Raw genomic sequence first — 23,899 nt, 5'->3', positions numbered from 1 at the left:
GGGGAGGGGTTCAAGTCTTTCGCCGGGGCGGCGGGCCGCTCCGGGCGGGACCGGTGGATTCGCGCACCACCAGGCTGTGCTGCGCGAGGAAGGGTGTGTTGGTCTTGCCGGCGCCTTCGTTGGCGCTCCAGGCGGCGAAGGTGTGCATGGCGCGCAGAGCCATCTGATCGAACGGCTGGCGGATGGTGGTCAGGGTCGGCCAGATGACGCCGGCGATCGGGGCGTCGTCGAAGCCGACCACCGAGACGTCGTCCGGAATCCGCAGGCCGCGGCGCTGGACTTCCATGCAGGTGGCGGCGGCCATGTCGTCGTTGGCGGCGAAGATCGCGGTCGGCGGATTGTCGATGTCCAACAGCTGGCGGGCCGCGTCGAGACCGGTCTTGAAGGTGAACTCGCCGCCGACGATCAGCTCGGGCGGCGGGCGCGGCAGGCCTCGCGCGGCATAGGCCTCGAAGAAGCCGTTGCGGCGGTGGGTGCTGGCGGCGTGGTCCGGGTGGCCGGCGATGTGGCCGATCCGGGTATGGCCCAGCGAGAACAGGTGCTCGACCACCTCTCGCGCGGCGGCGCGGTCGTCCATGCCGATGGCCGGGAACTGCGGATCAGGCGTGGTCGGCGTGATCAGAACGCAGCGCACGTCCAGCTCGCGCATCAGGTCCTTCATCGGGCCGAAGTCGCATTCCGGCGGCAGCAGGATCATCTCGCGGATGCCGCCGTCGCGGACGAAGGCGCGGACGCGGTCGGCCCAGCCGGGGATCGGGCCCTCGGACAGGTCGACCGACAGGTGGCGGCCGGTCTCGACGCAGGCCACCAGCAGGGCGTGGTGGACGCGGGTGTGGTAGCCGCCGGACGGATCGCCCATCAGCACGCCGACCGAACCGGACCCCTGCGAGCGCAGGCTGCGGGCCACGGCGCTGGGCTGGTAGTCCAGGTCGGCCATGGCCGCGCGGACACGGTCGCGCGTCTTGGCGCTGACACTGTCGTGATCGTTGAGAACGCGGGAGACGGTCTTGGGCGAAACGCCCGCCCGTTCGGCCACGTCGGTGATCGTCGTCATGGGTCCCCGTATCCCAACCGCCAAGCTTGTCGGCGCCACCCCAGCAGTGAAAGGCGGCGTCCACAAGGCGGTGAACTGTCAGAGCCATAGTCCATGTTGTCTCGGATGTCATGTCCATGGGACAAAAATGGGTCAAAAAATACTGTCGAACGGGACATTTTTGGGACATTTAGGCCGTTCGAGGCTCTGCTTCCGGGGTGTCTCGCAAGGCGTTCTGGGCGAGGTGGTCGCATTGTGACGTTGGTGCAAAGTTGGATGCATCGTCGCCGTTCTGTTTGAGAAAAGCCTAGTTAAAACAACGAATTTATGTCTGATCTCGCGAGTCTCCAGGCGCTGAACGGCTCCGCTACAAGGGTTCCCGCTTGTGGCGACGCCCAGTCAAAACCCTTGTCTCGCGGGAATGACAACGTTGACATTGTTGTTGACTTGCCTGGGACATTTGGAGAATGTGGCGACGTTCGATGAAGGCGCGGGGCCGGAGTCGAGAGTCCGGCGCCGGGGTCGCCGAGGATCTTGTCCGATCGCAAGACATGCGACCGGCGGGTTCCCAAAAGCCTCAAACGCTTCTCGAAAGCCGCCGACAAGAGCGGCGGCGCGAGCAGCGGGCGGGCGGCCAATAAGAACGACCTATTTTGGGGAGCGAGGAATTGTCACAGGAAGCAAGGAAAGCCGTGCTCAGGCGCGGCCTGACGCTGGCGCTGGTCGCCGGCGCGTCGCAATTGGCTCTGGTCACCGGGGCTTTCGCCCAGGACGCCCAGACCCAGGTCGATGAGGTCGTCATCACCGGCGTCCGCGGCTCGCAGATCAAGTCGGTGGACGTGAAGCGCCGCGAGGCCTCGATCGTCGACGCCATCTCGGCGGAAGACATCGGCAAGCTGCCCGACGTCACCATCGCCGACTCGCTGCAGCGCATCTCGGGCATCCAGATCCAGCGCGACGCCGGTGAAGGCAAGACCGTCAACATCCGCGGTCTGCGTCAGGTCATCACCCTGCTGAACGGGGAACAGTACCTCAGCGCCGGCAACATGGGCTCGGCCCAGCCGGACCTGCTGGACGTGCCGTCGCAGCTGATGAACCAGGTGCTGGTCTACAAGTCGACCAACCCGAACAACGCCCTGTCGGGCATCTCGGGCACCATCGACCTGCGCACCCGTCGTCCGTTCCAGTTCGGCGAAGGCCTGACCTTCACCGGCGCGGCCGAAGCCCAGCGCGGCGACCGCACCAAGAAGGACGACTATCTGCTGAACGGCGTCGTCAACTGGCGCAACGACCGAGTCGGCCTGATGATCGGCGCGGCTGGCAGCAAGTCCAACCTCGGCAACAACTATTCGGGCACCGTCGGCCTGTCGGGCAACAACGACTGGGGCGGCGGCTTCGCCAACAGCTACATCTCGCCCCACGGTTACGAGAGCTTCAACCGCGTGGTCGAGCGCAAGCGCCTCGGCATCAACGCCGCGTTCGAAGCCGACCTGGGTGAAGGCTTCACCCTGATCGCCGAGGGCTTCTACGCCAAGCTCGACGAGTACAACCGCGCCGTCGGCATCAACATCTCCAATCGCTGGGACGGCGGCGCCTTCGGCACCTGGAACAAGCCGACGGTCTCGACCCCAGTCGGCATCGGCAACTGGCTGGCCGTCGACGAGTACGACATCAATGCGTGGTGGGTGAACTCCTTCACCGTCAACCGCACGACCAAGTCCAAGACCAAGAACTTCAACCTGGGTCTCGACTACGACAACGGCGGTCCGTTCACCTTCGAGGCGCGCGCCATCCGCGCTGACGGCGACCGTCTCAGCATGAACGGCCAGGCCCAGGGCGACCTGTCCAACTGGCGCTACGCCGACGGTCGCTTCAACCTGTTCCGCGACCCCGCCGACCGCACGCGCGGCACCTTCTATCCGAAGGCGATCTGCGACAAGTTCGGGTCCGCGCGGCGCACCAACGCCGTCACCGGCAGCGCCGGTGGCTGCTATCTGGATCCGAACCCGCTGGGTTACGGCGCCAATCCGCAGCTGCACTACAACATCGCCGGCGATCACCCGGTGTGGAGCGGCTTCGATCGCACGCTGGCCGGCGGCCTGGGCGCTGGCAAGTCGCTCAAGGACTACATGGCGAACAAGGACAGCTACGCCATCGGCGCCTTCTCGTCGGAAGGTAACAACGAAGTCAATTCGGACATGAACGTGTTCCGCGCTGACGGCCACTACAAGTTCGACGACAAGCTGCTGGGTTTCATCACCAAGATCGACGCGGGCGTCCGCCAGAGCAAGCGCACGGTCGAGGTCGAGCAGTTCCACCTGTTCTCGGGCTTCTACGGCGGCACGCCGGGCGCGGTTCAGGCCAACGGCACGCCGGTTCCGGCCGGTGGCTGCGAGGCTCAGTGGAAGGCCATCGACGTCGTCATGAACCAGAACCAGTGCCAGGCGGGCGAGTTCGTGCCCGATCCGGTCACGGGCCTGCCGGTGTTCCAAGGCTATACGGTCAACCAGCCGACCGGCCTGTCGACCTATAACAACGTGGTCTGGGTCGACGACCTGGGCGGCGTCACCAGCGGCATCCCGGGCTTCTGGGCCATCGATCCGCGCGACTTCGACGACGCGGAAGCCTTCCACAAGAAGGTGTTCGGCGGCGCCATCCGCGTGCAGGTTCCCGGCCAGACCTACGACGTTCGCCTGAACGAGCAGAGCGCCTACGGCGTGATGAACTTCGCGGCGGGCGCCCTGTCGGGTAACTTCGGCCTGCGCGTCATCGAGACCGAACTGACGGTCAAGCAGAACCTGACCGGCGACACCCGCAACTACGGCGACACCAACGCCGATGCGGGCGACCAGGTGACCCAGCGCAAGTACACCGACTGGCTGCCCTCGCTGAACGTCAGCTACGACTTCAACGACAACCTGAAGTTCCGCTTCGCCTACTCCAAGACGATGCAGCCTCTCGACCTGGGCAACTATGGCGGCGGTCTGAAGATCAACACCGCCGACTGCGGCGCGGCTCTGCCGAACGTCCGCTGCGTCACGAGCGCGGAATCGTCGGGCAACCCGATGCTGAACCCGTGGCGCTCGCAGAACTTCGACGGCGCCATCGAGTACTATGTCGGCCGCGCCTCGATGTTCAACATCTCGGCCTTCAAGCTGAAGATCGACAGCTTCGTCACCAACGGCGTCACCACTGGCCGCTTCCCCGACCAGGACGGCGTCATCCGCCGCACGGTCAACGTCACCCTGCCGATCCAAGGCGACGGTGGCGAGGTGAAGGGCGTCGAAGTGGGCGCCAAGCTGGCGGTCAGCGACTTCTTCGACGACGCTGGCTTCTTCTCGAACTTCGGTGTCGACACCAACTACACCTACTCGCCGAGCAAGGAGTCGCGCACGGGTCTGGACGGCGAAGAGCTGCCCTTCCAGGACAACTCCAAGCACCAGTTCAACCTGATCGGCTGGTACCAGGACGCCAAGCTGCAGGCGCGCGTCGCCTACAACTATCGCACCGACCGCCTGGCCGAGGTGATGAGCAACAACATCCCGATCTATCAAAAGAGCACGGGTTATGTGGACGTGAACGTCAGCTACAACGTTCGCGACAACATCACCGTCTACTTCAACGGGTCGAACGTCACGAGCGAGATCGAGGATTATTACGCTCGCTTCGCCAAGGGTAAGACCCAGTACATCAAGCAGAACGAGTTCGAGCCCCGCTACACGCTGGGCGTCCGGGCTCGCTGGTAATCTAGATCCCTCTCACCTCCTGCGGCCGCCGTGGAACCCCCACGGCGGCTTTCTTTTTTTGAGAGCCCCATTCTTTTGGGAGGGCTTGGGCCTGTCCGGTCCACGCGCGAGCCGATAGCCTGGAGCCTAACCGGACGAAGACGCCGGGAAGTCGGGAGCAAGCCCATGCAGGACAATCGAATCCGCAAGCTCGTGATCGTCGGCGGCGGCACGGCCGGCTGGATGGCGGCGGCCGCGCTGCGGCGCCACTTCCAGGGCGGCCCGCTCGAGATCACCCTGGTCGAAAGCTCCGAGATCGGCACGATCGGGGTGGGCGAGGCGACCATCCCCACCATCCGTGGCTTCTACAATCAGCTGGGCCTGACCGACATCGAGGTGATGCGGGCGACCCGGGCGACCTGCAAGCTGGGCATCCGCTTCAACGGCTGGGTTCGCGAGGGCCAGTCGTTCACCCATCCGTTCGGCCACTTCGGCCAGGACCTGCGCGGGGTGCCGTTCCATCATTACTGGCGCAAGCTGGGGGAGGCTGGCGAGCTGACCGACATCGCCGACTATTCGCTGGGCGCGTCCCTGGCGCAGGCCGGCAAGTTCATGGCCCCCAGCCGCAACCCGGCCTCGACCCTGTCGATCTTCGACTGGGCGCTGCACTTCGACGCCAGACTGTTCGCCCAGCTGATGCGCCGGGTGGCCGAGGAGAACGGCGTCCGCCGCGTCGACGCCAAGGTCACCAAGGTCAACCTCCGCCCCGAGGACGGCTTCATCGCCTCGCTGGACCTGCACACCGGCGAGACGCTGGAGGGCGACCTCTTCATCGACTGCTCGGGCTTCCGGGGGCTGCTGATCGAGGAGGCTCTGCAGACTGGCTACGAGCACTGGAACGACATGCTGTTCTGCGACCGCGCCTGGGCGGTGCAGAGCGAAGGTGTGGGCGATCCCATGCCGTACACGGACGTCACCGCCCACACCGGCGGCTGGCGCTGGCGCATCCCGCTGCAGCACCGCTATGGCAACGGCTACGTCTTCTCATCGCGCCACATCGGCGATGAGGACGCCCTGGCCGAACTGAAGGCGGCGATCCCCGATCCGCTGCTGCACGAACCGCGCCTGATCCGCTTCAACCCCGGCCGCCGCAAGCAGGTCTGGAACAAGAACGTCATCGCCCTGGGCCTGGCGTCCGGCTTCCTGGAGCCGCTGGAAAGCACCTCGATCGCCCTGATCGAGACCGGCATCGAAAAGATCAAGGCGCTGTTCCCGGACAAGGACTTCGCGCCCGAGGTCGTCGACGAGTTCAACGACTGGTCGCGTCGCGAGATGGAGCGCGTGCGCGACTTCATCATCCTGCACTACTGGGCCAACAAGCGTGGCGACACCGCGTTCTGGCGCGACTGCAACAAGGTCGTCCTGCCCGAGGCCTTGCGGCGCAAGGTCGACCTCTTCACCCAGCGCGGCCACTTCGTCCGCTACCGCTGGGAGATGTTCGCCCCGCCCAGCTGGATGGCGATCTATGCCGGTTTCGAACTGCTGCCGCAGACGGTGGACCCATCGCTGGACGGCATCGATCCCAAGACCCTCAGCGCGCCGCTCGCCGAGATGCGCAAGGCCATCCGCGAGGTGGTGGCCAACGCCCCGCCGCACGAGGCTTTCCTCGACCAATACTGCCGCCCAGCGCCGATAGCGGCCGAGTAGGACCATGCCGATGACCAACACCAATCCCAACGCCATCAGGAAGATCGTCATCGTCGGCGGCGGTTCTGCCGGCTGGATCTCGGCGGCGATGCTGGCCCACTATTTCGAGAAGGGCGGCTGTCAGGTCGAGCTGATCGAGTCCGAGGAGATCGGCACGATCGGGGTGGGGGAGTCGACCATCCCGCCATTCCTGCAACTGATCGCCAGTCTCGGCCTCGACGAGCGGGAGTTCATCCAGGCCACCCAGGCCAGCTTTAAGCTGGGCATCCGGTTCGAGGACTGGAAGCAGAAGGGCCAGCACTACTACCATCCGTTCGGCGCCATCGGCGGCCCGATCGGCCCGCACGAGTTCTACCAGTGCTGGCTGCGGGCCAAGGCCAACGGCCACCCGTCGGAACTGCAGGACTTCGCGCCCGGCACGGTGATGGCCGACCAGTGGAAGTTCATGCTGCCGTTCAAGGCCCAGCGGTCGCTGATCGCCGGGGCCAGCTACGCCCTGCACATCGACGCGCGCCTGATCGCCAAGGTCCTGCGCGGCTTCGCCGAGGCGCGCGGCGTCAAGCGCACCGAAGGCATCGTCACCGACGTGGTCACCCACCCGGACGGCTCGGTCGCCAAGGTGATCATGAAGAACGGCCAAGAGGTCGAGGGCGATCTCTTCATCGACTGCTCGGGCTTCCGCGCCCTGCTGATCGGCAAGACCCTGGACGTGCCGTTCAACGACTGGTCGGACATGCTGCTGTGCGACCGCGCGGTGGTGGTGCAGACGGAGAACATCGGCGAACCGCACCCCTATACCCTGTCCAAGGCCGAGGACGCCGGCTGGCGTTGGCGCATCCCGCTGCAGCACCGGGCCGGCAACGGTTATGTGTTCAGCTCCAGGCATCTCAGCGACGACGAGGCGCGCGCCACCCTGGTGCGTAACGTCCAGGGTCCGATGCTGATGGAGCCGATGTTCATCCCCTTCAAGACCGGCATGCGCCAGCGCCTGTGGGAGAAGAACGTGGTGGCCGTGGGCCTGGCGGGGGGCTTCATCGAGCCGCTGGAATCGACCGCCCTGCACCTGATCTATCGCGGCATGGACTTCCTGTTGCGGTTCTTCCCCGACCGCGACTGCAGCCCGGCCCTGGCGGCCGAGTACAACCGGCGCATGGCGGCCGACTACGAGGAGATCCGCGACTTCATCGTGCTGCACTACTGCACGACCCAGCGCGACGACACGCCGTTCTGGCGTGATGTCCGCCAGGCCCCGGTCCCCGACAGCCTCAAGGCCCGCATGGAGCTCTTCAAGGCCCACGGCGTGCTGCGCGAGGGCGTCGACGAGATGTTCCGCAACCCGTCCTGGCAGTCGGTGATGGAGGGCATGGGCGTGCGGCCGCGGCGCTACCAGCAGCTGACCGACACCGCGCCCTACGAGGTCATTTCCCGGACCCTGGACCAGTCCAAACCGATGCTGGCCGCGCAGGTCGCGGGCCTGCCCAGCCACGGCGAGTTCCTGGCCCAGAACTGCCCCGCGCCGCCGCCGGAACCGGTGGTCGCGCCGTTCAAGACGGTGGCCTAGAGCCGCTTCATCGCGATGATCTTCACCGGCGGGTTCAGGATCTGGCCCTTCATCGACGGCACGTTGGTCGCGCCGTCGGTGCGGCCAGCCAGGATCTTCTTCACGACGTCCATGCCCTGCACCACCTTGCCGAACACGGCGTAGCCCTGGGCGGCGTCGCTCTTGCCCGGCTTGGCGTCGAGATAGGGCTGGGCGCTGGCGCAGATGAAGAAGTCGGCGGTGGCCGAGCCGGGGGCGTCGCGGCCCATCGAGATGGCGCCGGCCGTGTGCTTCAGACCGGTCTTCAGCGTGCTCTCATGGGCGATCGGCGGGGCGCGGCGGGAATAGGGTTTGGGCTGACCCTGGATCGAGCCGGCGCCTGGCGCGCCCTTGGCCCGGTTGGCGCGGAAGAACTGGCCGCCGTCGAAGCGGTGGCGATCGACATAGGTCAGGAAGTTGGCGGCCGTGATCGGGGCCTTCTTGTCTTCCAGCTCGACGACGATGGTCCCCTTGTCGGTCTCGATCGCCACGCGCGGCTTGCCGGCGGCGCCCCAAGCTGACGTAACAAGTCCCGAGGTCGAGGCCAGCAGGGCGAGGGCGGCGCCGATCACGGCGCGGCGGACGTTCTGGTTCATCGGAATCCCATTAAAGGCTCGCGCCGACCCTAGCCGATGGCGAGCGCCGAAGTCGACCGGGAGACCGCCCTTGGCGAATTGATGGTAGCGCTACCGAAAAAGCCTGGTCTAAGAATCCCGTTCTCTGAGCTAGGCTCTCCTGGAGTTAGGTTTTGGGGCGACCGCGGGGGACACGCGGCGTGATCGAGGGAAGGAACAAGCGTAATGGGGGCTGACAGCCAAGCCGCGCCCGCGTCGAAGCAGGGCAAGGGACGCGACGTGCTGGTGATCGGGGCGTCTTCGCTCGGCACCGTGTTCGAGTGGTACGACTTCTATCTCTACGGCTCGCTGGCGGTGATCATCACCAGCCACTTCTTCTCGGGCGTCAACGAGACCACCGGCTTCATCCTGGCCCTGCTGGCCTTCGCCGCCGGCTTCGCGATCCGGCCACTGGGGGCGGTGATCTTCGGCCGCCTCGGCGACATCTGGGGCCGCAAGAACACCTTCCTGATCACCATGCTGCTGATGGGGGTCTCGACCTTCGTGGTCGGCCTGCTGCCGTCCTACGAGCAGATCGGCATCGCCGCGCCGATCGCCCTGGTGGTCATGCGCCTGGTCCAGGGCCTGGCCCTGGGCGGCGAATACGGCGGCGCCGCGACCTATGTCGCCGAGCACGCGCCCGAGGGCCGGCGCGGCTTCTACACCAGCTGGATCCAGACCACGGCGACCGTGGGTCTGTTCCTGTCGCTGCTGGTTATCCTGCTCGTCCGCACCCAGCTGGGCGAGGACGCCTTCAAGGCCTGGGGCTGGCGCGTGCCGTTCCTGGTCTCTCTGCTGCTGCTGGGCGTGTCGCTGTGGATCCGCCTGAAGCTGCACGAGAGCCCGACCTTCCAGCGCATGATCGCCGAGGGGAAGGGGACCAAGAAGCCGCTGGCCGAGGCCTTCGGCCAGTGGAAGAACCTCAAGGTCGTGCTGCTGGCCCTGTTCGGCCTGACCATGGGCCAGGCGGTGGTCTGGTACTGCGGCCAGTTCTACGCCCAGTTCTTCCTGGAAAAGACCCTGAAGGTCGACGGCGCCCTGGCCAACCTGATGATCGCCAGCGGCCTGCTGATCGGCACGCCGTTCTTCGTGTTCTTCGGCTGGCTGTCGGACAAGATCGGCCGCAAGTGGATCATCATCGCCGGCTGCGTGCTGGCGGCGGCGACCTATTTCCCGATCTTCAAGGCCATCACCACCTACGCCAACCCGCTGCTGGCCCAGGCGGAAGCCTCGGCGCCGGTGACGGTCTCGGCCGATCCGGCCACCTGCGCCTTCCAGTTCGACCCGGTCGGCAAGGCCAAGTTCAACACCGCCTGCGACGTGGCCAAGGCCTATCTGGCCAAGGCCGGCGTCACCTATTCGGTGCGTGAGGCCAGCCCGGGCGCGCCGACCACCGTGCAGGTCGGCGGCGTGACGCTGTCGGGCTTCGACGCGAGAGGCACGACCGGCAAGGCCTTCGCCGCCGAGCGCAAGGCTTGGGAGGCCGATCTCGGCGACCAGCTGAAGGTCGCCGGCTATCCGGCCAAGGCCGACAGCCAGCTGGTCGACAAGCCCAAGGTCATCGGCCTGCTGTTCCTGCTCGTCCTGTATGTGACCATGGTCTACGGCCCGATCGCGGCCATGCTGGTCGAGCTGTTCCCGACCCGGATCCGCTACACCGCCATGTCGCTGCCCTACCACCTGGGCAACGGGTGGTTCGGCGGCTTCCTGCCCACGACCTCGTTCGCGATCGTGGCGGCGACGGGCGATGTCTATTCAGGCCTCTGGTACCCGGTGATCATCGCCTCGGTGACCGCCGTTATCGGCGGTCTGTTCCTGAAGGACACGCGCCACAACGTGATCGACGATTAGGCAGCCGCCTTCCGCGACCCGGCGGCCGCGCCGCCGCCGGGTTGCCTTCGGGCTCTTAATCCGCTTGGTTGGCCGCCGAGGGGAGCGTTGATGGCGCAAGAAGACGAAGACCGTCGCGCCTGGTTCAGGCGTGAGATCCTGCCGCTGGAGCCGGATCTGCTGGCCTATGCGCGGCAGTTCTGTCGCGACGGCCAGACCGATCCCGAGGATCTGGTCCACGAGACCTTCGCTCGCGCGATCGCCTGCAAGACCTGGCGCGAGATCGGAAATCCGGGCGCTTTCGCCACCCGCATCCTGCGCAACTGCGCGCTCGACGCGCTGCGCCGCCGCAAGGTCCTGACCATCACCGCCGTCGCCGACTTCGATCGCATCGAACCGATCGACGAAGCGCCCACCGCGCAGATGATGCTCGAATCACGCGAGGAACTGCGGCTGCTGGCCGACGCGATCGCCGAACTTCCGACTCAATGCCGACGCGTCTTTACGTTGAGAAAAGTTTATAGCCTCTCGCCCGAGGACATAGCGGTTCGGCTCGGACTATCCGTCTCTACTGTTGAGAAGCATCTGGTGAAGGGCCTTCGGTACTGTTCCGACAAGTTGGGACGTCGTATCGGACGCAAGAATAAGGTCGACGAAGGACGCTCATGGAGCGCGAGACGGGATCACGACGCGAAGCGGTAAGGCAGGCGGCCGCCCTCTGGGTGGTCCGGCTTGACGATCCTTCGTGCTCGGCCGCCGATCGCGCCGCCTTCGAGGCCTGGCGCGACGACAGCCACGAGCATGAAGCCGCCTATGAGCGCGAAGCCGCCGCCTGGGCGCGGCTTGAGCGTCTGCGCGCCCTGCGTCCGGGCGTGGAGCGTCCGGATCGCGACCTGCTGGCCGAGCGCCGCCCGAACGTAGCGCGGACGCCGTGGGCGCGCGGCATGGCCGCCGCGGCCGCCATCGCCCTGGTCGTGGCCGGCACGATGACGTTCGACGGCGGCACGGCCTACGCCACCGCCATCGGCGAGCGCCGCGTGGTGGTCCTTAGCGACAACAGCCGTATCGAGCTCAATACCGACAGCAAGGTCGTCGTTCGCTACCGCAAGGGCGTGCGCGAGGTGAAGCTCATCAAGGGCGAGGCGGTGTTCGAAGCCGCCAAGGACGTCCGCCCGTTCGTGATCAAGGCCGCCGACGCGGTCATGCAGGCTGACAGCTCCACCGAGATGGCCGTGCGTCTGCGCTCGGACGGCGCGGCCGTGACGGTCAAGCGCGGCGCGGTCGACCTCGACGCGGCCCCGGGCGAGCACAAGGACGAGCGCAAGGACGACCTGCGTCTGACGGCCGGCGTCACCGCCATCTACAGCTCGGCCGGCAGCCGTTCGCGCGCGGTATCCGACAGCGAGATCGACCGGGCCCTGGCCTGGAGACAGGGCGCGATCGCCCTGAACGGCCAGTCGCTGGAGCAGGCTGTCGCCGAGTTCAACCGCTACAACCGGCAGCAGATCCGCATCGCCGATCCGTCGATCTCGGGCCTGCGCCTGGCCGGTTATTTTCAGACCACCGAGCCCAACAGCTTTGTCAGCGCGGTGACCAGCGCCTTCCCCGTGCGCGCCGCCGCGGGCTCGGACGGGGCCATCCGCCTGTCGCGTCGCGCGGTCCCCGAAAAGGCGGGCTGAGAAAAAGTGGGCTGAAAAAGTTTCCGGCCGAGTGGCGGAAACGAGGGTCCCTCGCGTCGGTAGGGCTGAAGGCGTCTTCCCATGGGGATGGATGACGCCCCCGAGGGGTTACCAAGAAAAATGTCGATCGACACTCGCCGCCGCACGGTCCGCGGCTTCCTGATGGCGTCCGCCGCCGTGCTCGTCCTGGCCGGTCCGGCCCTGGCGCAAGAGGCCCGGCACAGCTTCAACATTCCAGCCGGCGACGCGGTCAGCGCGCTGCAGACCTTCGCCAAGCAATCGGGCAAGCAGGTGCTGTTCCCGTTCGAGGCCGCCTCGGGCAAGACGACCCCGGCGGTGACCGGCGACGTGGCCGACGCCGACGCCCTGGCCCGTCTGACCAAGGCCGCGGGCCTGGTCGTGGCCTCCGACGACGGCAAGACGATCACGCTGCGCCAGGCATCGGCCGAACGCCCCCAGCCCGTGAGCGCGGAGGCCGGCGCGGCGACTGACGAGGCCCAGACGGTCGAAGCCATCGTGGTGGTCGGTTCGCAGATCGAAGGCGCCCGCACCACCGAAGCCCTGCCGGTGACGGTGGTCAGCGAGAACGACATCATCGCCACGGGCGCGGTGTCGGGCGACGAACTGTTCCGCGCCATCCCGCAGGCCGGCGACGTGCAGTTCCAGGAAGCCCGCACCACGGGCAACCTGAACGACGCGCGCGGTGACGTATCCTCGCTGAACCTGCGCAGCCTCGGCACCGGCAACACCCTGGCCCTGCTGAACGGCCGCCGCGCCGTGCTGGCGCCGGGCACGCAGACCGAGAACCTGGTGCCGGTCCAGACCGTCAACACCAACTCGTTCCCGGTCGCGGGCGTCAAGCGGGTTGAAGTGCTGCGCGACGGCGCCGCCGCCATCTACGGCACCGACGCGGTGGCCGGCGTGGTCAACACGGTGCTCGACACCAAGTTCCGCGGCCTGAAGATGGAAGCCCAGTACGGCGGCTCGGAAGGCACCAGCTACCGCGAAGGCTCGTTCAACGTGAAGGCTGGCACGCGCCTGGAAGACGGCACGCGCCTGACCTTCTTCGGCAACTACACCGGCCGTAGCCGTCTGAACGCCAGCGAGCGCGACTATTCCGCCAGCGAGGATCACCGCGCGCAGGTCGCCAACACCCCGTGGGTGGACAATACCACGTTCGACAGCCGCTCGACCTCCAGCCCGTGGGGGTCGTTCACCCTGATCCCGGCGACCACGGCGGTGCGCCAGGGGACGAGCGCCCTGACGACCTCGGGCGTTTTCCACATCGAGCCTGTCAGCAACACGGCGGCCGGCTGCTCCAGCACCGTGCTGACCGGTGGCATCTGCATCAAGTCGGGCACCATCACGGGCGCCAACGACCGCGTGCTGCGCTATGACGAGAACCCCGACCGCACCCTGAAGGGCGGCGTCGAGCGCACCAACCTGTTTTCGACCGTCGAGCACGACTTCGGCGACATCACGGCCTATGGCGAGGCGGGTTACTACCACGCCCTGTTCACCGGCAGCCGCGAGCAGTCCGCGCCGCTGAGCACCGCCCCCATCACCATCGCGGCCAACGCCTACTGGAACCCCTTCGGCCCCGTGGGCAGCGTCAACCGCCTGGCCAACCTGACCGGCGTGCCGACCGGCGGCGCCGCGATGAACATCCTCACCTATCGCGTGGTCGACACCGGCCCGCGCACCTACACGGTGACGGACGACAGCTATCGCCTGCTGGGCGGGCTGAAGGGCTCGTGGAACGGCTGGAAGTGGGATTCGGCGGCGCTGTATTCCAAGGCCCGCACCAAGGACATGACGCACAATGCGATCAGCAACACCCTGTTCCAGCAGGCGCTGAACCGCACCGACGCATCGGCCTACAACCCGTTCAACGGCGGCAATCTCGACAACTACTCGCTGGGCGATACCTCGCCCAATAGCCGCGACACGATCAACTCGTTCCTCATCAACGTCTATCGGATCAGCGAAACCTCGCTGGCGCTGGCCGATTTCAAGGTCTCGAAGAAGGACCTGTTCCGCCTGCCCGGCGGCGACGTGGGCTTCGCGGCCGGTGTCGAGTGGCGCCGCGAGACCTATGACGACAATCGCGACGACCGTCTGGACGGCAAGATCAAGTACACCAACAGCGTCACCGGCGTGACCTACAATACCGACGTCCTGGGCGCTTCGGGTTCGCCGGACGTGCACGGCAGCCGTTCGGTGAAGTCGGCCTTCTTCGAACTGGCGGTGCCGGTCATCTCGCCCGAGATGAACATCCCGTTCGTCGAGGAGATCAGCCTGCAGATCGCCGCCCGCGGCGAGGACTACTCGGATTTCGGCAGCGTCTATAAGCCCAAGGGCGCGATCTACTGGAAGGTGGGCCACGGCCTGGCCTTCCGCGGTTCGGTCTCGCAGAGCTTCCGCGCGCCGAACCTGCCGCAGTTCTACAGCGACGGCGCGACGGTCTCGAACAACCGGATCGACTACGCCGCCTGCCGCCTCAACGGCACGACCTGCGCGACCGCCAGCACGATCGAGTCGCGCAGCGGCAACAAGAACCTGAAGCCGGAAGAGGCCGACAACGCCACGGTCGGCTTCGTCTATCAGCCGACCTTCATTCCGGCCCAGTACGGCAAGCTGACCCTGACGACCGACTTCTGGTCGATCCGCGAGAAGGGCGTCATCGGCGTCGTGGGCGGCTATAACGCCATCGCCTACGACTACTATCTGCGCCTGCACGGCTCGTCGAACCCGAACGTCGTCCGCGACGCCCCGGTCGGCTCGGCCACGGTCGGCAACATCGCCTATATCAACGACACCTATCAGAACCTGCAGCCGCGCATGGTCCAGGGCGCCGACTTCAGCGTCGACTACGACCTGGACGACACCGCCTGGGGCGACTTCGGCCTGTCGGTCAATGTCGCCAAGCTGCTGAAGTACGACCAGTCGGCCAGCCCGCTGGAGTCGCTGCTGCAGAGCGCCGTCGCCGCTGGCGAACTGCCGGGCCTGACGATCTCGTCGGCCGGCAACCAGATCAAGATGGACGGCTACCCCGAGTTCCGCGGCACCGCCAGCTTCACCTGGCGCTACAACGGCTGGGGCGCGGGCGCGTTCGTGCAGTATGTCGGCGAAGCCTACGACACCGGCCCAGCCCAGGTGAATGGCGAGTACTTCCCGATCAAGGACTGGACCACGCTCAGCCTCTACGGCCAGTACGCGTTCAAGGACGGCATGTTCGGCGGTTCGACGGTCCGCATCGGCGCGCGCAATGTGTTCGACAAGGATCCGCCGCTCTCGGCGTCCAACTTCGGCTACTCGGGCGCCCTGCACAACGCCACGGGCCGCTACTGGTACATGAACCTGTCCAAGAAGTTCTAGTTCACTAACCCGCTTTCCCCGGCGAACGCCGGGGAAAGCGGAGTGAAGATTTGCGTTTATTGAACGAGGCCGCCGTGAAGTTCGTTCGTCTCGTCTCGGTCAGCCTGGCCGCTATTTCCCTGGCCTTCACGCCGATCGCCTCGAGCGGCGCCCTGGCCCAGAAGAAACAGCTGCTGGAATATCCCAGCATCCACTCGCCGGTCGTGGGCGAGAAGGGGATGGTGGTCAGCCAGAACGCCATCGCCACCAAGGTCGGCGTCGAGATCCTGCGCCAGGGCGGCAACGCCGTGGACGCAGCGGTCGCCACGGCCTTCGCCCTGGCCGTGACCCTGCCGCGCGCCGGCAATATCGGCGGCGACGGCTTCATGATGGTCTATATGGCCAAGACCCGGGAAACGGTCTTCATCGACTATCGGGGCATCGCCCCCAAGGCCGCCAAGCTCGAGACCTTTGTCGACGAGAACGGCAAGGAGATGGACGATGTCGCCTCGCGCGGCTATCGCGCGCCGACCGTGCCGGGCACCGTGGCGGGCCTCTATCTCGCCCACCAGAAGTACGGCCGTCTGCCGTGGAAACAGGTCGTCGAGCCGGCCTTCAGGCTGGCCAGCGACGGCGTGGTCCTGTCGCCGGACGAGGCCTTCGTGTTCAGCTGGGGCAAGCAGCGCCTGTCCGAGAGCGCGGCCGGCAAGGCGGCTTTCTACAAGGCCGGCGGCGAGCTCTACCGCGCCGGCGAGACCCTGAAGCAGCCGGACCTGGCCTGGTCGCTGCGCCAGATCGCCGACAAGGGCGCGGACGCTTTTTACAAGGGCGAGATCGCCCAGCGCTTCGCCGCCGACATGAAGGCTCATGGCGGCCTGATCACCGCCGAGGACCTGGCGTCCTACAAGGCCGTGGTCCGCCAGCCGCTGGAGGGCAGCTATCGCGGCCTCACGGTCAAGACCTCGCCGCCCGCCAGCGCCGGCGGCGCGACCTTGCTCGAGATGCTGAACATTCTCGAGCAGTTCGACCTGAAGGCCTCGGGGCCTGGCTCGGCCAAGTCGCTGCACCTGATGGCCGAGGCCATGAAGCTGGGCTACGCCGACCGTTCGCGGTTCCTGGGCGACACCGACTTCGTCAAGGTTCCGCTGGCTGGCTTCACCTCCAAGGCCTACGGCGTCGAGCGCGCCAAGCTTGTCGACCCGGACAAGGCCAAGAGCGCCAAGGACCTGGGCGTCGGCGACCCCTGGGCGTTCGAGAGCCACAACACCACCCACTTCTCGGTGGCCGACGCCGACGGCAACGCCGTCTCCAACACCTTCACCCTGGGCGCGGACTTCGGCTCGGGCGTGATGGTGGCCGGCGCGGGCTTCGTGCTGAACAACCAGATGAACAACTATTCGCACGCCGCGGCGTGGCGGGCCCAGAAGAGTGGAAAGCCCTTGCCGCCCAACGCCCTGCAGCCGGGCAAGCGCGTGCTGTCGACCATGATGCCGACCATGATCTTCAAGGACGGCAAGCCATGGCTGATCACCGGCACGCCGGGCGGCAGCACGATCATCGACACGGTGCTGCAGGTCATCGTCAATGTCGTCGACTTCAGGCTGAACGTGGCCGAGGCCACCCACCAGCCGCGCATCTTCCAGGACGCCAGCGACAATCTGCGCGTCGAGCCGAACTTCAATCCCGACACGGTGGCCGCCCTCAAGGCGATGGGCCACCCCCTGTCCTCGGACGAGACCATGGGTTCCGCCCAGTCGATCATGATCGACAAGGGTCTCTTCCTGGGCGGCGCCGACCCGCGTCGTCCCGGAGCCGAGGCGATCGCGCCCTAGGGGTCAACCTCCCCCCACCTGAGAGATCTCTTGGGACGCGATTCATCGGCGCCGGGACTGCCCTCCCGGCGCCGATTTCATTTCCGTTTGCGTTAAATCAACGTCGCCGCTCCAGTCGTGGCGCAAGCTTCATCTTGAGATCGGTGAGGGGCTGCGGTCCGGTTTCTCGTCCGGTTCTCACGGTCCGACGCGGTCGCCAGTTCGCGTCGGACAGTTGCTGCTCTCGGGGCGACTCCCCCTGTAGTCCCGAGCGAGATCGGCGCCGGATTCCCCTCCGGCGCCGATTTTGTTTCTCGGCTCCAGCTTCAAACGCCAGAAGCCGTGCTCCGATCTACTTCCCGCTGACCGCCGGCCCGTACAGCAGGCCGTTGAACAGGAACTTGAACGTTCCGTACGACTGCGCCCGCTGGGTGATCTCGGGGCCGAAGGCGAAGACCTTGCCCTTGCCGACATCGATATCGAGCATGGCGGTCGAGCCCTTCAGCTTTTCCTGACCCACGGCCCAGCCGCTGCGCAGCGGCTTGTCGGCGTCGAACCAGGCCACGCGCGACACGCCCTTGGCGTCGGCCTTCACGGTGAAGGCCGGGCTGCGGTCGAAGAACACGTCGACCTGGTCCGAAGCCCCATAGGCCAGGGGCTGCTTGGGATCGACCTTGGCGCGCAGCACCGAGCCCGGAATGTAGAGTTCGCGATTGGTGAAGGCCTTCAGCTGTCCGTTCTCCATCTTGGCGGTGGCGATCTCGACCGGCGCGCCCAGGGCCGTGGCCAGGCGCGTCGAGGCGCCGATGGCGACGACCGAACCGCCGCCCTTCACGAAGGCGGCGATCTGGGGCAGCGTCTTCTCGTCGCTCACCCGGCCCAGCCACGGACGGTACTCGGCCGGGATCTCTTCGGGCTTGGGCTGCGAACCGCCGCGGCCGACCTTGAACGGGCCGTCGGCCGGGGCGGGGACGACGCCGTCCGGGAACACCAGCACGTCGTAGTCCTTGGCGATGTCGCCGGCGTCCAGGCGCTGCGGATAGACGACCTGGAAGGGCGCCTCGAACTTCTCGAACATCCAGCGGTTCCAGCCCGAGGGCATCGAGCCGCCATAGACGTCGACCAGGCCGACGCGGATCGGCTTCAGGGCGATGGTCGCGCCCGACGGCTTGCCGCCGATGGCGTAGGCGTCGATGCCCAGGTCCTTGACGCCCTTGTCGATCACCGCCTTGGCGGCGGGCGAGGCGGGGACGAAGATCGCGCCGGGACCGAAGGCGGTCTTGCCGGCCTTGGCGCCGTCCTTGACCCAATAGACCTTGGCGCCGGCCTTGAGCAGACGGTTGGTCAGGGTGAAGCTGGCGTTGGTCTCGTGGCTGACCAGCCAGCCCGCGCCGCCCGAACCCTTCACCGCGCCCGGCGTCACCGAGATCAGGTCCGGCACGCGCGCCGTCGGGGCCTCGAAGCCCTCCAGGATGCGGTCGAACTTGATGCCCATCTGGTAGGCCAGGGTGTAGCCGGTGACGTCGTACGGGGCCTTGGGCGGGCCGCCCGGATATTCCAGGTCGTGCGGGTGATCCTGCGGCTCGAACATGTCCATGATGTGCGGGCGATAGGCCTGGGCCGCGCGCACGACGTAGGAGCCGGCCGGATAGGTCTTGGCCCCGATCGTGAAGGGCTTGGTCGCCTTTTCCACGTCGACGCCGGTCTTGATCAAGGCGTTCAGGAACGCGACCACCGTGGGCATGTCGGCCTGGTCCGACGGGATGACGTAGCCGCGCGCGTCACGCTCTTCCGGGGTCTGGAGCACCGACTTGAACAGGCTCGGGTCGACCGCGTCTCGGCCCACGCCCGGCTTGCCCTTGCCGGCCGCTTGCAGCGCCTCGACGCGGGTCGGGGTGATCGTCCAGCTGTCCTTGCCGCCGCGCTTGATGCTGTTGTCGCCCATCTTCCAGATGTTGAAGAGCAGGCGTTCCTTGTTGCGGGCGGCGTAGTCGATCACCGCCCTGTTCATGGTCCACTGGTAGTCCAGCGAGTCCTGTAGACGCCATTCGCGCGGCGCGATCGGCGCGGGGCGGTCGTTGCCCGGCAGCTGCAGTTCCGGCACCAGATTGACCGTCGTGGGGGTCGGGCCGCCGATGATCTCGGTCAGAAGGCCGATCGAATTGTGGAAGTAGGCGACCGACCGCTCCATGCCGTTATGCCAGGTGGAGTAGGGCGCGGCGCTGCGGGCGCCCGAACCCGGCTTGTCCTCGGCCACCAGGCGGCTGTGCATGGCCATGCCGACTTCCTGCAGCTCGGTCATGACCAGCGGGTCGTAGTTGAAGTTGAACGGGTCGCGGAACGGCGGGACGAACACCACCATGCCGTTCGGGCCGGTCTGGTGCTGGTTGTAGATGATCTGCGGATACCACTCGCGGAACAGCATCTTGTTGACGTTGGTGGTCTCGGCCATGGCCGACATGAAGCTGTCGCGGTTGTTATCGTGGCCGACGTACTTCTGATAGAGGCGCGGCAGCGAGCCGAACTCGCGCTTCTTCGGATCCTGGTTGCGCATGTACCAGTCCGAGACCATCTCCATCCCGTCCGGATTGTCCTGGCCGAACAGGATGACGGTGTCGTCCAGCAGGCGCAGCGTCTCGGGATCGGTCTGGGTCAGCATCCGGTACAGCACCTGGATCTGGCCCTGCGAGGTGATCGTCTCGCTGGCGTGCAGGCCGGCGTCGATCCACACGATCGCCTTGCCCTCGGCGGCCAGCTTGCGGGCCTCGTCTTCCTTGACGCCCTCGGCCTTGGCCAGCTTGTGGGCGATCTCCTTGTAGCGGTCCAGCTTGGCCAGGTTGGCTGGCGAGGAGACGATCGCCACCCACATGGTGCGGCCTTCCTCGGTCTTGCCGATGTCGACCAGCTTCATCCTGTCCGACTGGCCGGCCAGGGTCTTCAGATAGGCCTCGTAGGCCGTGTAGTCGGCCAGGAAGTAGTCGCTGCCGACCGGCTGAGCGAAGGCCTTGTCCGGCGGGGTGATGTCGGCGGCGATCGCGCCGCTGATCCCCGTGAAGGCCAGCACCATGCCGAGGGCCGCCCCGGCCATTGCTCTGCTTCGCGTCATTTCCAACCCCGTTGCCCATGGCGAACGCAACGGTGCGTCGGCCCTTCCTTAGACTGACGTAAGTGGAGAGCGTTTCCGCACCCGCGGCAACGGCGGGCCCAACCCATTTTTTCACCCGCACAAGGACAGGGCAAAAGGAAAGGGGCCGCCCTCGCGGACGACCCCCTCCATCTCATCGGACCATACTCACGCGGTCCGTACGCGAGATCCGCTAACGACTAGTACTTCAGGCGGACGCCCACGCGGAAGTAGCGGCCCACGGCGCCCGACTGCGAGTAGGTCGGGTTCCAGTTCACCGCGGCGTAGTTGGCCGGGTTGAACATCGGGCCGGCGTCGAACAGGTTCAGCACGTCGGCATAGACCGTCGTGTGCTCGGTGACGTCGTAGCCGCCGGTCAGGTCGAAGGAGATGAAGTCCTTCGTGTGGCACTTGAAGTCGGCGTCGCCGTACAGGCAGGTCTGGTCGCCCACATAGCTTTCGTCGATCGAGCGCAGGCCGCTGACATAGTTCAGGGTGCCGGTCATCGTGGCCGGACCGCGGGTGAAGGTGTTGCTCCACGAGGCGCGGTACTTCGGCGTCCCGGCGCCCGACGACAGCACGTACGGGGCCTGCTTGCCGACGTAGTTATAGGTCACCCCGCCCTGGGTGTACTTGAAGTCGAACAGGACGGTGGCGTTCAGCTCGCTGGTCCACTTGACGTCGGCGGGCAGGTACATCGTGTTCTGGACGTTCAGGTCCATGCCGCTGGTGCGCAGTGAGTCGGCGTTGATGTACGGCGAGGCCACCGACAGGATGCGCGGCAGGGCGTTCGGGGCGTCCGGATCCGGCAGGTCGGCGGTCACCACGTAGCCGGCCGGGATGGCTTCGCCGGCATAGTAGGCGGCGATGGCGTTACCCGCGCTGGCCTGCGCGATCACGTCGGTCTTCTTGATGTGGTAGTAGTCCAGCGAGACGCTGAAGTTGCGGGTCGGGGCCCACACCGCGCCCATGGTGTAGCTGGTCGACTTCTCCGGCTTCAGGTCCGGGTTGGCCGCGGTGATGCTCGAGAGCGAGTAGGTCTTGGTATACTCGCTGCCGCCGTGGGCCGCCACGAAGTCGGGGTAGTTCGCGAACGAGAAGTTCGTGAAGCCCTGGCTGGCCGAGTCGCCCGATTCCGAGAACGACGGCGCGCGGAAGCCCTTCGAGACGGTGGCGCGCAGGGCGACCGTCTTGATGGGCGTGTACTTGACGCCGATCTTCGGCGAGAAGTTGCCGCCGAAGTCCGAATAGTGGTCGTAGCGACCCGAGACGTTGACCTCGACATTGTCCAGCACCGGCATGCCCAGCTCGGCGAAGGCCGAGGCGACCGTGCGGTTGCCGATGGTGCGGGCGTTGCCCAGGCCCTGGGCGTCGTTGGTCGGGTTCAGGGCCGGGTCGTTGACCGCCTCGTAGCGGAACTCGCCGCCCAGACCCAACTGGGCGGGGCCGCCCGGCAGGTTGAAGACGTCGCGCGAGGCCTGGAAGTTGATCGAGTCCAGGTCGCTGGTCGAGGTCTTGGCCAGGACCGGGGCGAGGGCGCTGCGGACAGCCTGGCTATTCTTCGACGGGTCGAGGAAGTTGTACGTGCCGTTGTTCACCGCGTCGATCAGCGCGTTGTAGCTGATGTAGCCGTGGTTGGCGCTCTCCAGCCAGCCGTGGGCGATGACCAGATTGGCCTTGTAGTTCCAGTCGGCCGCCGAGCCTTCGACGCCGCCGACCAGGCGGGCCATGCGGTTGGTGTAGTTGGCGTAGAACGGAATGTCGCTGAAGCGGTAGCGGATCAGCGCGTCATAACCCTCGGCCGCGAACGGGTTGTTCGGGTTCAGCTGGCCGTTCGACAGCAGGGCCGGCAGGACGATGTTCGACAGGTTGTGCGGCGTCGACGACGAGATCGAGCGTTCAGCGCCACGGGTCGAGGTCTTCGACTGCATGAAGCTGGCCGACAGATAGGCCTGGAAGTTGTCGTTCGGCTTGATCGTGAAGCGGCCATAGGCGCCCACGCGCTCTTGCTTGGGCTGGACGTCGCCCAGCTTGGCGACGTTCTGGGCGCAGTACGCGCCGCCGGCCGAGGTGGTCAGCGGGGCGTCGGCCGCGCAGGTGCGCAGCGGTTGCCACAGTTGGTCGGCCAGGGCGACGCCGGTCGAGATGTCGCCCGCCGTGCCCATCTTCGCGCGCTTGACCTGACCGTAGTAGGTGCTGCCGCCGGCGCCCGGGTTGTCGTTGCTGCCGCCCGGAATGCCCGACAGGTCGAAGGTGTCGTACGGATAGCCGCGCTGATCGATGCGGATGCGCTTGTCCAGCTGGTACTCGACGTCCAGGTACATGTTGTACTTGTCGGTGTTCAGGTCGCCGTAGCCGACCTCGCCGTTGAAGCGGTACTGGTCGCCGCCGCCGTGCTCGGACGTGCCGACCGACAGGTCAGCGCCCATGCCCTGGAAGTTCGACTTCATGATGATGTTGACCACGCCGCCGATGGCGTCGGCGCCGTACAGCGACGAGGCGCCGTCCTTCAGGGTCTCGATGCGCTCGACCGCGTTGAACGGGATCGAGTTGAGGTCGACGAACGAGCGCTGGCCGTCATCGGCCAGCGGGTAGCTGGCGTTGCGGAGGCCGTCGATCATCACCAGGGTCGAGTTGACGGTCAGGCCGCGCAGGGCAACGCCCGTCGAGCCAGCGGCGAAGCCGCTGCCGAAGGCGGCGGGGACCGAGCCCGAGTTGTCGGCCGACAGGCTGCGGATGGCGTCGGCCACCGTCGTGATACCCTGGGCCTTGAGCTGTTCGTTGGTCTGGACCTGGACCGGCGAGGGGGTGGCGGTGTCGGTGCGGCGCAGCAGCGAACCGGTGACGACGACGGCCTCGACCTCGTTGTCCTGGGCGGCCGGCTGAGCGGCCGGCGCGGCGGTTTGAGCGTTCGCGGCGAAGCCGGCCAGCGTGGCCACGCCTACGATCATCGAGGTCGCGAGCAAACGACCCCGGGTTAACTGATAGTTCATGTCTTTATCCTTCCGGGCCGCCCTCGCCGGCGCGAGCGCCGACGTCCTTACAGCCCGATGCAAGATGTGTTTCCCGCCGCGATCCGGCGGTTGTCGGCGCCTTAGGCGCTTCCGAAGCAAGTGGTCAATCGTGAGGCAATTCGTGTAATAGAATTGTCGTGAAGCTGTATCTTTAAGGCCACGACTTTGGCCAATTGGGGCGGGAATGAGACGAGGCCATATCGTCGGTGAAACATTACGGAAATTTATAGATCCACTCTGGGAGCAATGTGGAAATCACATCGTTCGCGGAACGCTGAACTCTATGTAGCGTTTTTAGTGTAGATAATAATCGAGGCGTTCGTTGAATATCGATATTCAGGATCGCGCGGTGTCGCGTGGGACTGCGCGCGGGCGCATGCCCCGCGAGATCGCCGGGATAGGGCTGAATTCGAAAGGGTGGAGTGG

12 protein-coding genes are annotated in these 23,899 nt (G+C 66.4%); 8 read left to right on the top strand and 4 right to left on the bottom strand.

Features of this window, described 5'->3' with window-relative positions; translation table 11 throughout:
* Nucleotides 1-10: 10 nt before the first annotated feature.
* On the bottom strand, nucleotides 11-1,054 hold the full coding sequence (locus AC07R7_RS03120) for a LacI family DNA-binding transcriptional regulator (RefSeq protein WP_492882936.1): 1,044 nt from the start codon (nucleotides 1,052-1,054) through the stop codon (nucleotides 11-13).
* A 647-nt stretch (nucleotides 1,055-1,701) separates the two neighbouring features.
* On the opposite strand from AC07R7_RS03120, the gene AC07R7_RS03115 reads away from it, so the two are divergent.
* The 3 genes from AC07R7_RS03115 (at nucleotide 1,702) to AC07R7_RS03105 (ending at nucleotide 8,026) form a co-directional block, all read left to right on the top strand.
* Complete coding sequence (locus AC07R7_RS03115; protein WP_494634108.1) at nucleotides 1,702-4,779, top strand: TonB-dependent receptor; 3,078 nt, start codon at nucleotides 1,702-1,704, stop codon at nucleotides 4,777-4,779.
* 165 nt (nucleotides 4,780-4,944) lie between these two features.
* Nucleotides 4,945-6,465 carry a tryptophan halogenase family protein gene (locus AC07R7_RS03110; RefSeq protein ID WP_494634107.1) on the top strand — a complete coding sequence of 507 codons (1,521 nt, stop codon included), beginning with the start codon at nucleotides 4,945-4,947 and terminating at the stop codon, nucleotides 6,463-6,465.
* A gap of 10 nt (nucleotides 6,466-6,475) precedes the next feature.
* Complete coding sequence (locus tag AC07R7_RS03105; RefSeq protein WP_494634106.1) at nucleotides 6,476-8,026, top strand: tryptophan halogenase family protein; 1,551 nt, start codon at nucleotides 6,476-6,478, stop codon at nucleotides 8,024-8,026.
* On the opposite strand, the gene AC07R7_RS03100 is transcribed toward AC07R7_RS03105, so the two are convergent.
* The gene (locus tag AC07R7_RS03100; protein WP_494634105.1) at nucleotides 8,023-8,640 is read right to left on the bottom strand and encodes a peptidylprolyl isomerase; all 618 of its coding nucleotides are present in this window, start codon (nucleotides 8,638-8,640) and stop codon (nucleotides 8,023-8,025) included. The two genes, AC07R7_RS03105 and AC07R7_RS03100, sit on opposite strands and share 4 nt — an antisense overlap.
* Before the next feature lie 204 nt (nucleotides 8,641-8,844).
* Between AC07R7_RS03100 and AC07R7_RS03095 the strand changes: the two genes are divergently transcribed.
* From AC07R7_RS03095 to ggt, 5 genes are all read left to right on the top strand, one after another.
* Nucleotides 8,845-10,509, top strand: a complete 1,665-nt coding sequence (locus AC07R7_RS03095) for an MFS transporter (protein WP_494634104.1) — start codon at nucleotides 8,845-8,847, stop codon at nucleotides 10,507-10,509.
* 87 nt (nucleotides 10,510-10,596) lie between these two features.
* Nucleotides 10,597-11,190, top strand: a complete 594-nt coding sequence (locus AC07R7_RS03090) for an RNA polymerase sigma factor (RefSeq protein ID WP_494634103.1) — start codon at nucleotides 10,597-10,599, stop codon at nucleotides 11,188-11,190.
* Nucleotides 11,154-12,167, top strand: a complete 1,014-nt coding sequence (locus AC07R7_RS03085) for a FecR family protein (protein ID WP_494634102.1) — start codon at nucleotides 11,154-11,156, stop codon at nucleotides 12,165-12,167. Before AC07R7_RS03090 ends, AC07R7_RS03085 begins: the two co-directional genes overlap by 37 nt.
* 120 nt (nucleotides 12,168-12,287) lie before the next feature.
* The gene (locus AC07R7_RS03080) at nucleotides 12,288-15,545 is read left to right on the top strand and encodes a TonB-dependent receptor domain-containing protein (protein WP_494634101.1); all 3,258 of its coding nucleotides are present in this window, start codon (nucleotides 12,288-12,290) and stop codon (nucleotides 15,543-15,545) included.
* Between the two features lie 50 nt (nucleotides 15,546-15,595).
* Nucleotides 15,596-17,356: a gamma-glutamyltransferase gene (gene ggt, locus AC07R7_RS03075; RefSeq protein ID WP_494634100.1), complete on the top strand. Its 1,761-nt coding sequence runs from the start codon at nucleotides 15,596-15,598 to the stop codon at nucleotides 17,354-17,356.
* A 331-nt stretch (nucleotides 17,357-17,687) separates the two neighbouring features.
* Here the strand turns inward: ggt and AC07R7_RS03070 are convergent, their stop codons facing one another.
* Both AC07R7_RS03070 and AC07R7_RS03065 read right to left on the bottom strand, forming a co-directional pair.
* A complete protein-coding gene (locus tag AC07R7_RS03070) occupies nucleotides 17,688-20,441 on the bottom strand; it encodes a M14 family metallopeptidase (RefSeq protein WP_494634099.1) in 2,754 nt (917 codons plus the stop codon).
* 218 nt (nucleotides 20,442-20,659) lie between these two features.
* Nucleotides 20,660-23,452: a TonB-dependent receptor gene (locus AC07R7_RS03065; RefSeq protein ID WP_494634098.1), complete on the bottom strand. Its 2,793-nt coding sequence runs from the start codon at nucleotides 23,450-23,452 to the stop codon at nucleotides 20,660-20,662.
* Between the last annotated feature and the right edge of the window lie 447 nt (nucleotides 23,453-23,899).

This window comes from Caulobacter sp. GW821-FHT05F04 (assembly GCF_059419665.1).
This window is presented reverse-complemented; position numbering and strand designations above follow the sequence as displayed.